Below are 12,791 nucleotides of genomic sequence, written 5' to 3'. Positions count from 1 at the left end.
AAGCAATATTTTGATGATCAAATGCATAAATTTTACCATCAACATTTTTGTGTATGTAGTTCATCTCGTTATTTGTAACTACTTGAAATAAATCCGCACGATAAGGAATTACTGAACCATAATCATTTTGTATTTTAAAAATAATATATTCTTTTGAATCACCTAATAAATACTCTCCACCAAATACAAGATAATATTTATCAAGGGTTAATCCAGAGCTTCCTTTGTTCATTAGACATTTTATTTTCATATTCACTCTCCAAGCACAGAAAAAAGTTTATACTTCTTATTAAGCTAACGCGCCAGTTAGTTAAATAATTATCTAATAAATGGATTATTGTTATGTTTTGTTAATAAATCTTCAAATTCTGGTTTCTGATTTTCCCAGATGTCAGGTAATGAGCTGAGTGGGAAAAATTTTAAACTTAATGATTCTTCATTACTAAGATCTATTGCACCATCATAATCTCTGCAAATAAAAGTTATTTTCAATACTGCAGCTTGATCTCCATTCGGAAATGTACACTCATGTTCAGTACCTGAATAAATACCCAATAACTCCAAATTACCTAATTTTAATCCAGTTTCTTCAAATGCTTCTCTTCTTACTGTATCAACGACTTTTTCCCCAAGCTCCATGAATCCTCCTGGATATCCCCATTTATTAATATCAGAGCGTAGTTGTAATAGAACACGTTCTTCTGAATCAATAATAAATACTCCAGAAGCAACCATTATTATTTTATTTTTCCCTACAAAACTTCTAATATATTGTATGTAATCACCCATTGTAATCTCCTTTATAACTATTAAGGTAACTTTACCATAAATATCATATTATTTATTGAATTTTTAAAATTTAACTAAACCGGCAGTTAGCACAAAAAAAAGACTGTCGAAACAGTCAATTACAATTGAACTAACGCTCTCGTTAGTTAAATAATAAAAGTTTGTATGAATTTAAATAATCCACATTTTATCAGAAAAATAAAATTCCAAGAGGACCGACACTCAATGGTATTAAGAATAAATGTGCTACAAATATTGACCAAGTTATTTTGTCGTTCTTATTCTTATCACATAATAATGGTCTAAAAATAAGATTTAAAAAATATGAACCTAAAATACTAATGAATATAGAATAAAGAATAAATATAAAATCCACTGAAGCATTTGGGTCGTCTGTAAGAAATGTTAGAAATACATACAACGGAATACTTACAGGAAATATGACTAAAAAGGAGCATAAATAAATTATTGTGATTATTATTCTGTATTTTTTCTTTTTTATCAAACCAAACACCCTTTAATAAACTTAGTATTTTTCTCAATTTTAACAATAATGACCTACAATAACCAAAGCAAATTATACTATTTATTTCTAACCCTTTTTCAACTATCATTTCAAAATACTAAAATTAAAAAAGCAGCCATGGGCTGCCTTATTAATCAACTAACGCGCCAGTTAGTTGCATAAGACTTCACATTTACGAGCTGGATATTCACGATTACAATCGAGTATGCACTCTTTCATTATGCTTGAATCTTTGGGTAACCTTTTTTCTAATTCTAACCATCCAACAAATATGAGCTTATCTGGCGCCAGTTAGTTGAACAACAAAACTATATATAATATTCACGTAATCATACGAAAATCAGAACTTTGTATCCAATTTTTTAAAAATTTAAGGTCTACGAAGTCATTAAATCTTAATTTACCTCTACCCAAATCATAACGTACTCTCCATAATGTACCAACTTCTACATCTTTTAAGGATATTGGAAGTTCCCCTCCCATATCAATTATTCCATTAAACTTTTCTTCCAGAATAATTGCTATTCTAAGTCTAAATCTTCGAGGGAATCGTTTATTTCTATTCCAAATGGGAGTCCTACTTGATTATAATAATTAACTTCATTAAATTTTGTTTGATCAATTCGAAAATTATATTCTTTACAACTTAAATCAATCTCGTCGAATTCTGAGCATTTACTTTTAATTGTTTGATAAAGTATCATTAATTCATTGTTTGATAACTTCTCGTTTAATAATATACCCACTGTTGGTCCACTCATCTAGTTGTCCTCAAATTTTAATACCATTCCCTGCTCCTCCCCCTTTTCCCCCTCAATCTCTACTCCCTCTAAGGCTCACGCCCTTTCCCATTTTTCCTTAAAGAATAATAACATTCCTACTTTTTTCATGCTTTTTCCTCATTTGTGTATAAGCTGTGCATAGATTTTGATAAAAAAATAATGAGGAGTAGAGTTAAGGATTAAGGATCAGCTTTACCCGCTTTCTCCCTCACTTTTGCTCCTATTTTTTCTTCTCTTTTCCCAATCCCTTGTTGCTACTTGCTTTCTCTCGCTTTTCTTCATGCTCCTCCTCATGCTTTTCTCGACTTTTTTCACCATCTCTTTTTCAAGCAAAAAAAGACCGAAGGTCTGCTGAATTGGATCAGGAAAACTTCGGTTTTGGAATGCTATTTTTATTTAAGAGTCGATATTTTTTGGGGGAGTCGGTAATTTTCCATTGGGACAATTAGGTAATTCCTAAATTCTACTTCTCGTATTCTTATATCTCTATTCAGATTTCCCTAAAAAATATCATAGAAATTTGCAGTTGTGATTTAGCATTTTTTTCGATAAAACACTGATTATTGAACCCATGTCGAATCCTCATTTTTCTAAAAATTCACATTTTAAATATAGAAATATATGGTATAATGAATCCGAGCAAGTATTAGGTCTTTCAGACTATCAAAAGGATGGAATAACATGAATTATACTGGCAGAATTTTTGGAAGTTTAGGCTTGTTTTTATTACACTCAGTTTACATCTTCTACTATTATTTACGTGATAAATCCGTTGAGCCACTTGATTTATATTCATATCCATTCTTAATAATGTTCGGATATTGGGCTGGTACGCAGTATGATAAAGTTAGATTTTATTCCGAGAAAGATGAACTTACGGGTATTTACAATCGAAGATTTGTTATGAATACATATGAAAAGATTACAGCCTTAGCAGAGAGGGTTAATAGTAAACTTTTTATTTTAGTAATAGATTGTGATAATTTTAAAACCATTAATGATACATACGGTCATCATAATGGTGATATGGTTTTATCTAAGATTGCTGAAACACTCGTTGCATCGACAAGAAAAAGTGATATTGTTGCTCGTTGGGGTGGTGATGAATTCTTAGTGATTGGTCATTACAATGAAGAAGTAGGTTTGCAAATTGTTCTTCAAAGACTCGAAGAGAACTTGAGATACCTTTCTAATCAAGTAAAAATACCTATTCAGGCTTCCATTGGGTCGGCTATCTTTCCAATTCATAGTAAGGATTTGTTCGAGCTAATTAAGACAGCAGATGAGAAAATGTATCACAGTAAAACAACTAAAAACACATTAAAAGTTACAAAACCACAATTACAATAGTGTTTGTTTCATTACGGTAAAAAAATAAATGGGCATCGATATCAGATGCTCTTATTTTTTTCGCACGCTTTCCCCTTTCAATTCACAAAAAAAGATCGAATGGCGTACCTACGGTACACTATTCGACCTTTACTCTCTTGCTTTTCCTCAATCTTTTATACAATGATGCGTTAATTGCTTGGAGACACCAAATGTCTTTCTTAGTGTATCGTCATCCATTGAACATTTCCGTAACTCAACCAAACATCTTTAAAACCTTCGGCTTCTAAACCCTTTCTAATATACACATTTAATGGTTTACCATCCATTACCGCATTTACATTTTTGACATTCACAGTCAGCGTACCTGGTTGATATTCTTCATGTTCATCTACTATGTCCCCATAAAATAATACCGTTCCCCCGCTCCACTCCCCCCTTTCTTCCTCAATCTCTTCTCCCTCTAAGGCTCACGCCCTTTCCTCACCCTTTCCCATTTTTCCTTATAGAATAATAACGTTCCCGCTTTTTTCACGCTTTTTCATCATTTGTGTAACGATTTTTCACTGAATCAGAAAGAATAATAACGGTAGTAGATTTAAGGGATAAGAAATCGTTTTTCCTGCTTTCTTTCCCACTTTTGCTCCAGCTTTTTCTTTCTCCTTTTTCTTTGTAAATCCCTTTCGTTGCTTGCTTTCTCATGCTTTTCCACCTACTTTTCTCGCCTTTCTCCCCCTCTTTTTCAGGCAAACAAAGACCGAAGGTCTGCTGAATCGGATCAGGAAACCTTCGGTTTTGGAATGTTATTTTTATTTAAGAACCGTTATTTTTGTGTAAGAAGCGTTAATATTTTCTCTACACACTTAAAATCAGAGGAATCTTCTAATACTATATTCCTGCTATAAAAAAGTTGTAAGTAACTTCTGCAACTTTTCCCAAAAAATCATGGAAAAGCAGGATCTCTTAGTTTACATTTTTCACCACTATCATGGTAATGCTAAGAGTCCTGATATAAACGCTTCTATAATACAAAAGTATTATCAAAATAGAAAATACAATGTTGCTCGAAAAAGTCCCCATTAATCATAAAACCACGCCCCTATATGTGAATCTTTTCACTTAAACTATACTGCCATTTAGTTTAAGTGATAGACTTCACATATTATAGGAAAGCTAGTTAGATTTAATCCTTAAAAAACGCTTAGTCCAAATATTGTTTCAGATTTACTTGAGTTTTACTATATTCTTTTTCTATTAATCCAACGATAATTTATACGTGCTACCATCACTACTTCACAACAAAAAAAACGACCCAAAACTTGAGTCGCCTAAAATCTATTTACCTATTAATCAACTTATTCCGATACTGCTTCGGGGACTCATTCGCATACTTCTTAAACACCCGACTAAAATAATTCGGATCCTTATATCCAACTTCATAACTAATTTCTTTTAAGTTCAATCGGTCATCTTGCATTAGCTTCTTCGCTTGTTCAATTCGTACCTTCATCACAAAATCACTAAATGTTTCACCGGTTTTCTTTTTAAACATTTTGCTAAAGTAGAACGAATTTAGGTTTACATGGTTTGCGATTTGTACGAGCGAGATGTCTTCACGATAATTCTCGTAAATATAAGCCTTTGCAAGTTCGACAAAATGGTTAATCCTTGTTTCTTTTTCTTTACTCATGATTTGGATGAACTTAATCATTTGCTGTTCAGATACTTTTTTTATTAGGCCTACTTCGTCAATATCTGGAAATTCAAATGTATTTACTTGATAGTTTTGCTGTTGAAGGAGCTGTTCCAAGTGATTAAATAAAATAATCAATTCTGCTTTCAATTGCTTTATATCTAAGTTTAGTTCCAGTGTTAATCGGTCATAAATTCGACTAAATTGTTCAAGTGATAAGTCCAAGTCAAGCATGTTAACGGCGCTACTGATTGCTAGTAATTCATCATTTGTAATCTTTACAAATTTTGATGAAAGTTTGGTTTCTGAAACCTCGTTTAAACCTGCATTAAATAAATACATTGCTTCAAAATACGATTTTCTCCAACCTTCAATCCCTTTTTGGATGGATCCAACTTCACATCGGATAGAGTAGCCTGTTTGTTTTTGAACATATTCTTTTAATTTTTTTGCACCATTTTTTATTTCGATTTCTTGAATTAGGTGCAATCTATTTAATTCAATTGACTCAAAAATAGCAATTTTCCCTTCAACTATTGGGCTAACGATACAGTTATTATCCGACTTCATATAGTGCTTGACACATTCATATATTCTTTTTAAATCTAAATCTTGTAAAAGGTCATGAGAATCGATACATACAACTTTACTAAAGCCGTACTCTACTTTGAAGTCTAGTAAATTAGTCATTTCATCGGGGCTAATATCCTGAATCGTATTTAACATAATCATTAAAGACAATTCATTTTCTGTTAATGGTCTAAAGTGCGAGAGCATTTCAATATGATGTAATTCCTCGACTCTTTTTTGATGATCATGTTCAATTTCTGCAATTAATCCCTTTAATAAGGAGATAATATGATCTCTCTTTGCAGGCTTTAAAATATAATCCTTTACTCCCAATGAAATTGCAGCCTTAGCATATGAAAAATAATCATATGCAGATACAATAATTATTTTAGCTAAAGGTAATTTTTTTCTAATTACTTCCACTGCTTCTAGTCCTTGAATACCGGGCATTTTTATATCCATAAAGATAATATCATAGTGGTTTTTTTCAGTACACTCTATTGCAACTCGTCCATTTTCAGCGTGATCAATTTTAAATAATTCAGGTAATCCCTTTTTAATCGTAAGCTCTAACCCTTCTCTTTCTAAAGGTTCATCATCTGCGATTAACAATCGGTACATTATGCTTCCTCCTTTCGTTACAAACTGCATGGTATCGTTAATATAATTTTAGTTCCTTCATTAATTTTGCTCTCTATTTTCACTATATCTTCTTTTCCATAATATAATTCTAAGCGTTTAAATACATTGATTGTACCTAGGCCAGTTGATTTTCTTTTTTCATGTAATGTATTTGTTGTATTTAACAAACTGTATTTAACTTCCTCGGTCATTCCTCTTCCGTTATCGTAAACGGTTATGATGATCACATCAGCAGATTTTTTTATTTCTAAACCAATGACAGCACCTTTTTCCATGTGCTCGATTCCGTGAATAAAAGCATTTTCAAGTAATGGTTGGATTGATAAACATGGAATTAATTGTTCTAAACATTCATCATCAACATGAATCTCAAAACTTACTCGATCCCGAAATCTAGCTTTTTGAATTGAGAAATATTCTTTAGCATTTAAAATTTCATCTGAAATCGTTACGGCCTCGTCAAGTTTCCGAAGATTATATCTCAATAAATTAGAAGTAGAAATTGTTAAATCACTCGTTTGTTCTGCTCCTTCTATATAAGCCAATTTTGAAATAACATTTAAAGTATTAAATAAAAAATGAGGATTAATTTGACTTTGAAGAGCTTTTAACTCAAGTTCCTTAACTAGACGGTCTTTTTCAACTATTTCTAAATTTTTTGACATTAGAATTTTTAAATTATGCATCATTTCATTAAATATCTCACCTAGAATTCCAACTTCATCCTTCGATGACGTAGTAAATGGACCGACCTCAAAATTCCCTTTACCAATTTGTTTCGCCATATAAATGAGCTTATTGATTGGCAGAATGATACTTCTAGACAACCAGATCGCAAAAACGATACTCATAATTGTTGTAATAATAAATAACATAACGCCAAGTTTATTCATAGAATTCGTATATTTAACGACATTATTATAAATTGGATAATATGTATTTAATTCAATATCAACTAGATTTTGACTATCCTCTTTGATAAATGAAGCAATCTTTTCTACTTCCTTATACTGTTCAACATAATTCGAATAATTTTTTTGAATGAGACTATTTGTAATGCTGTCTTCTTCTTCCAAAAATGAATTTAGAGTATAGTAATAGTTTTCTATAATCAGTTCATTATTTTTTTTAACACTTTGTTTCATTAATTGGTTTTTTAAATGTTTCAATTTTTCCTTATGGTTGATTAATAATTTATAGTTTTTTGAATCCTGATAAATGATGTAGCTACTTAAGAATCGTAAATTCTTATCTGTCTCATTTGAGATTTGTTTATAAATATAAATTTTATCAATCATCAGATTATAGCTTTCTTGCACTTTTTTTCCGCTTTCAAAAATAAAAAATGAAACAAGATTTAATAGCAAAACAATGATTGGTATAAATATAAATAGCTTAGTACGTATTTTCAATGCCTTACCTCCTGAAGGACATTATCACTAGTAATGACCTCGGTTGGCGTATGATTAATTTTAACAATTTGCTCTCCATGTATTGCTTTATAGAGCAATTCCACACCTTTATATCCCATATCATATGGCTTTTGGACAATTGTAGCTTTAATTTTATGATCAATAATCCCTTTCATTGTTTCCTCTAAACCATCAAATCCATAAATTTGGATTTCACGGTCAAATACATTGTTTGTTGCATTTGAAATTCCAATTGCATCTAAGGCACTAATTCCAACCATTATATTGATATTGTCATATTTACGTAGCATGCGCTCAGCTTGAAGCGATGCCTGTATTTTCGAAATATTCGAACTAGACCTATCGACCACATGCAGATTCGGATATTGATTGATCACATTTAATAAGCCATTCAACCTCATTTTTTGGCTTTCAGAGGTTTCACTACCTATAATAATGCCAATATTGCCTTTCCCATTCGTCATTTGAGCAACTGTTTGTCCTAATTGAATGCCTGCTTTATAATTATCAGTACCAATATATGATTTTCTTAAACTATCTGGTGCATCCGTATCAATCGTAATGACAGGGATATTTTTCGAAATTGCTTGATTAATAATAGGTGTAAACTTTTGATTATCTATACTTTGCACAATGATTCCATCAACCTTCGAAGCAACCGCTTTTTCTAAAAGTTTTAATTGCTCATCTACACTCGTTCGAAGTGGAGCAACATATTCTATATTAATATCGTATTTTTTCGCACTATCTTTTGCACCTTTATTAACACTTTTCCAATATGGATTGTCATATTCTTGACCAATTAATATAAAATGCTTTTTTCCAACCTTCTTATCTTCACTTATAGACAAAGACTCTATTGCACGCTCAATTTGATTAGAGCTAGCTTCATATCTTAGAAGAACATAGATAAACAATATTAGCAATATCGTAAAACTTAAAATCCATTTATCGAATTTCATTTTTTCTCCCACCTTATATTTCTATCTTATTCATTAATGAATACGTTTACAATATATTATTATTTTGTAGACTATGTTTTCCTTGGACAATCACATGAATACATAACATTTTGTTAAAAATACAATATAATTTTAACTTGCCAGCTTAAACAAAAAAGCACACTACAAGTGTACTTTTTTAGGTGAATTTGACATTCTTTTATGACGATTTCCTTCTTTTTCTACAATATTTCCTAAGAAATAACGCTATATTACATTATTTAGATGAATAAATCGGTAAGCTAATTTCAAAGGTTGTGCCTTCATCCTTTTTACTGTGCACCCGAATCTTTCCATTATGTTCCTCTACAATCCACTTAGCTATAGACAATCCTAAACCAATACCGGATTTAGACGTCCGTGATTCATCTTCTTGGAAAAATCGGTCAAATATCCTTGGTTTGTTTTCTTCTTTGATTCCAACTCCACTATCTTGAACTTTTAAAACAATATGGTTCTTTATTTGTTCGCAGCTAATTTGAATCGAATCATTTTCTTTTGTAAACTTTAAAGCATTATCTATTAGAATGACAAGTAACTGATGTATTCGTTCTTGGTCACCATAATAAAAATGGGTATTACTGATTAATAATGAAATTTCTTTATTTTGAAATGAGACAATTTCAGAGAAGTGAGAAATAACTTCCTCTAATAGTTCATTCAGGGAAAACATTTTTCTATTCAACTGAATTTGACCTGAATCTGATCTAGCTAAAGTTAACAGGCTTGCTACAAGTTTAGATAGTCTTCTATTTTCTTTTAATAGTATCGAGAAGTCTTGTGCTTTTTCTTCTATTGTAGCATTAGGGCTTCTTAATATTAGCTCTAGTCTAGATTGAATAACCGTTAGTGGTGTTCTTATTTCATGGGATGCATCTGAAACAAATTCTTGTTGTTTTTGCCATGCGTTTTTAATGGGAATTAGTGCACGTTCGGCTAAAATGTTTCCTGCGATCACAGACAAAATACTACCAATGACCCATCCAACAATTAAGATAATTAACAAGGTGTCTAATAGCTCTTTTTCAGAATCTATATTTCGTAGAAGCTGAAGTGTTACTTTTCCGTGCCTAGTATCACCTTGAATAGAAATCGTTCGGTAGTTCATGTTTCCTACTTTATCATCATATAGCTCATTGATTTTTTTAGGATATTTCAGTTCCTCTTCTAAAAAAATTGCATTTGCACCTGGCAACGGATTAGTGCGCTGTTTTTTCTCATCCCACATGATCATTAATAACCTAGGGTCTCGATTCGCAATTTGCAACCCAGCAGGATTATCACTTTTTTGAATCCGCTCGATTGTCCATAATAAAGATTGGTCAACATCCTTGTATAAACGTGTATTTGTATATGTAAAGATAATGACGGACAGTATTCCAATCAATAGGCTAAATACAACTGAATTTATGATTGTTAACCGAATTTTTGTTTTCTTAAACATAATTCACCTAATCTTCTTTCATAATATATCCAATACCTCTTACTGTTTTTATGGCAGTACCATAATTGAATGGCTCTAACTTTTTACGAAGCTGATGTACGTATACTTCAACGATTGCGACGGTTGTATCAGAGTCAAATCCCCAAACTCTATCAAAAATTTGCTCCTTCATTAAAATCTTACCTTGATTTTGAACTAAGTACTCTAATATTTCAAATTGCTTAATTGTTAAGTGAATCGTTTCTCCATTTACTTCAACTGGATGTTCCTTCCCTTTTAATACAATACCTTCATATTTTAATGAACTATCAATTGATAATTTTCCGCTTCTTCTTAATAGAGCGTAAATGCGAGCAAGTAATTCTGGTCCTTGAAATGGCTTAACTAAATAATCATCTGCACCTAAATTCAAGCCTTCTACACGATCCTCAAGAGCATCCTTAGCAGTCAAAAATAAAATCGGTGTATGTATACCTTCTTCTCGCAAATCCTTTACAATCTCAAATCCATTTTTATTTGGTAACATCACATCTAATACAATCACATCATATATATTTTGCATTGCTAAAAATAATCCTTCGTCACCATCTAAAGCCGAATCAACTGAAAAATCAGTCGATAATAACTCGACAATGGATGTTAAAACTTCCTCATGATCTTCGACGACCAATATCTTCATTTCTCTTCCTCCATAATGCTAAAAAAGAAGCGCTCCAAATGGTTACGCTTCATTTCATTATTTACTCAAATCGTAATGCTTGAATCGGTCTCATATTAGAAGCTTTATATGCTGGGAATACACCGAAAATCACCCCAACCAATAAAGAGAACGTAAATGATAAAACGATGACAGGAACTGAGAAAGAAATGGCTGTTCCTGAAATCAATGAATAGATCTTCGCCAGGCTTACACCTAAACCTACTCCTATCATACCACCAAACGAACTTAATACGATGGATTCAATTAAAAATTGTAGCAAAATATCAATTTTTTGAGCACCAATTGCTTTTCTAATTCCTATTTCTTTTGTTCTCTCTGAAACTGAAACTAACATAATGTTCATAATACCAATCCCACCAACAATCAATGAAATACATGCAATTCCACCTAACATAATTGACATTGTATTTGATACCGTGCTAACAGTGTCAATGACATCTTGTTGATTTGTAACACTAAAATTATCTTGGCTACCACCAAATAACACTGATAGAGCGCTTTCTATACTAACTTTTGAAAAGTTTACCACATTTTCATTTTGAGCTTGAACATAAATTGAAGTGATTGTTGTATTTTGAAGTAATCTCTGTGCTACTTTAATTGGAAGTAACACAATATTATCACCACTTTGTCCTAATGAGCTACCGCTTGATTCAAGAACGCCAACTACTTTATATGAAGTTCCATTTATTTGTACTGACTCTCCAATCGGATTTGACAGTCCAAATAATGTTGTCGCCGTATCTGAACCTAAAATAGTAGTTTTTAACCTCTCCTCATTATCAAAATCTGTAAAAAATCGTCCTGAGCTTACTTTAACATTTCTTACATCTTGATAAGAGCTCGTAGTACCAGTGACAGAAACTTCTGAAGAAGTCTTTCCATTTTTGACTGTAACTCGTCCAGATACAACTGGTGCTACTTCTTTTACACTATTTAAATCTTTTAATGTTGTTATATCTTTCTCTTTAAATGAAGTTGAATCTGTATTATAGAAATTTACAGTTAATAAATTTGTACCAAGTTCACCAATTTGATCCGAAATTTGCTTACTAGATCCTTGGCTGATTGATACCAAAATAATCACTGAAGAAACCCCTATAATCATACCCAACATTGTTAAAAAGGCTCTTAGTTTATTACTAACTATACTTTTTACTGCCATTTTGATTAATTGTGACATTCCCAAGTGGCATTCCTCCTTCCTCACTTAGGCATCCGTCCTCAATTCTTAAGACCCTAGAAGCTTCCATCGCTATTTTTTCGTCATGTGTGATGAGAATAATCGTATGTCCCTCTTTATGAAGTTTTTTCATTAAATCTAATATTTCTCTACCTGTCTTTTGATCCAATGCTCCAGTTGGTTCATCTGCTAATAAAATATCTGGTCTACCTGCAAGCGCCCTTGCAATAGCTACCCTTTGTTGCTGACCACCTGAAAGCTGTGATGGAAGATGATGCATTCTCTCTTCCAACCCAACTTCTCTTAAAACTTGAATTGCCATATTTGTTCGATCTTTTTGGGAAAGTCCTCTATAACTTAAAGGTAATTCGACGTTTTCTAATGCACTTAATTTAGTTAATAGATTAAAGTTTTGAAAGATAAATCCAATTTTTTGATTACGAATAAGAGCTAATTCTCTATCATTCATGTCCTCAATTGCTTCTCCATCAAATAAATAACTCCCTGAATCTGGCTGGTCTAAACAACCAATCATATTCATAAAGGTTGATTTTCCCGAGCCTGAAGGTCCTACGATTGCTACGAAATCTCCTTTATTGATGGTTATTGAAACATTCTTTAACACTTGAAGCGTTTCTCCACCAAATTCATAATATCTGTTCATATCTGTTATTTGGA

Annotated in this window: 13 protein-coding genes; 1 reads left to right on the top strand and 12 read right to left on the bottom strand. The window is 31.9% G+C overall.

Features of this window, described 5'->3' with window-relative positions:
- The 4 genes from V7056_RS08620 to V7056_RS08605 all read right to left on the bottom strand — a co-directional run.
- The coding region (locus tag V7056_RS08620; RefSeq protein ID WP_499701075.1) for a hypothetical protein at positions 1–250 on the bottom strand (250 nt) is incomplete at its 3' end.
- A 68-nt stretch (positions 251–318) separates the two neighbouring features.
- Positions 319–789, bottom strand: a complete 471-nt coding sequence (locus V7056_RS08615) for an NUDIX hydrolase (RefSeq protein WP_499701073.1) — start codon at positions 787–789, stop codon at positions 319–321.
- Positions 790–1,636: 847 nt separating this feature from the next.
- On the bottom strand, positions 1,637–1,798 hold the full coding sequence (locus V7056_RS08610; protein ID WP_499701071.1) for a hypothetical protein: 162 nt from the start codon (positions 1,796–1,798) through the stop codon (positions 1,637–1,639).
- 38 nt (positions 1,799–1,836) lie between these two features.
- Entirely contained in the window at positions 1,837–2,076 is a 240-nt protein-coding gene (locus V7056_RS08605; protein WP_499701068.1) for a hypothetical protein, read from the bottom strand.
- A gap of 702 nt (positions 2,077–2,778) precedes the next feature.
- Here V7056_RS08605 and V7056_RS08600 point away from each other — a divergent pair.
- The gene (locus tag V7056_RS08600) at positions 2,779–3,447 is read left to right on the top strand and encodes a GGDEF domain-containing protein (protein ID WP_499701066.1); all 669 of its coding nucleotides are present in this window, start codon (positions 2,779–2,781) and stop codon (positions 3,445–3,447) included.
- 510 nt (positions 3,448–3,957) lie between these two features.
- Here the strand turns inward: V7056_RS08600 and V7056_RS08595 are convergent.
- The 8 genes from V7056_RS08595 to V7056_RS08560 form a co-directional block, all read right to left on the bottom strand.
- Complete coding sequence (locus V7056_RS08595; protein ID WP_499701064.1) at positions 3,958–4,128, bottom strand: hypothetical protein; 171 nt, start codon at positions 4,126–4,128, stop codon at positions 3,958–3,960.
- Between the two features lie 637 nt (positions 4,129–4,765).
- On the bottom strand, positions 4,766–6,310 hold the full coding sequence (locus V7056_RS08590) for a response regulator transcription factor (protein ID WP_499701062.1): 1,545 nt from the start codon (positions 6,308–6,310) through the stop codon (positions 4,766–4,768).
- A 17-nt stretch (positions 6,311–6,327) separates the two neighbouring features.
- Positions 6,328–7,743 carry a sensor histidine kinase gene (locus V7056_RS08585; RefSeq protein ID WP_499701060.1) on the bottom strand — a complete coding sequence of 472 codons (1,416 nt, stop codon included), beginning with the start codon at positions 7,741–7,743 and terminating at the stop codon, positions 6,328–6,330.
- Positions 7,740–8,726: a sugar-binding protein gene (locus tag V7056_RS08580; RefSeq protein WP_499701058.1), complete on the bottom strand. Its 987-nt coding sequence runs from the start codon at positions 8,724–8,726 to the stop codon at positions 7,740–7,742. The genes V7056_RS08585 and V7056_RS08580 overlap by 4 nt, the downstream gene beginning before the upstream one ends.
- A 256-nt stretch (positions 8,727–8,982) precedes the next feature.
- Positions 8,983–10,209: a sensor histidine kinase gene (locus tag V7056_RS08575; RefSeq protein ID WP_499701056.1), complete on the bottom strand. Its 1,227-nt coding sequence runs from the start codon at positions 10,207–10,209 to the stop codon at positions 8,983–8,985.
- 7 nt (positions 10,210–10,216) lie between these two features.
- A complete protein-coding gene (locus V7056_RS08570; RefSeq protein WP_499701055.1) occupies positions 10,217–10,888 on the bottom strand; it encodes a response regulator transcription factor in 672 nt (223 codons plus the stop codon).
- Positions 10,889–10,949: 61 nt separating this feature from the next.
- A complete protein-coding gene (locus V7056_RS08565) occupies positions 10,950–12,113 on the bottom strand; it encodes an ABC transporter permease (RefSeq protein ID WP_499701078.1) in 1,164 nt (387 codons plus the stop codon).
- A complete protein-coding gene (locus V7056_RS08560; RefSeq protein ID WP_499701076.1) occupies positions 12,073–12,777 on the bottom strand; it encodes an ABC transporter ATP-binding protein in 705 nt (234 codons plus the stop codon). Before V7056_RS08560 ends, V7056_RS08565 begins: the two co-directional genes overlap by 41 nt.
- Positions 12,778–12,791 lie beyond the last annotated feature (14 nt).

Origin of the sequence: Bacillus sp. JJ664, assembly GCF_036962205.1 — a bacterium.
Taxonomy (GTDB): domain Bacteria; phylum Bacillota; class Bacilli; order Bacillales; family Bacillaceae_G; genus Gottfriedia.
This window is presented reverse-complemented; position numbering and strand designations above follow the sequence as displayed.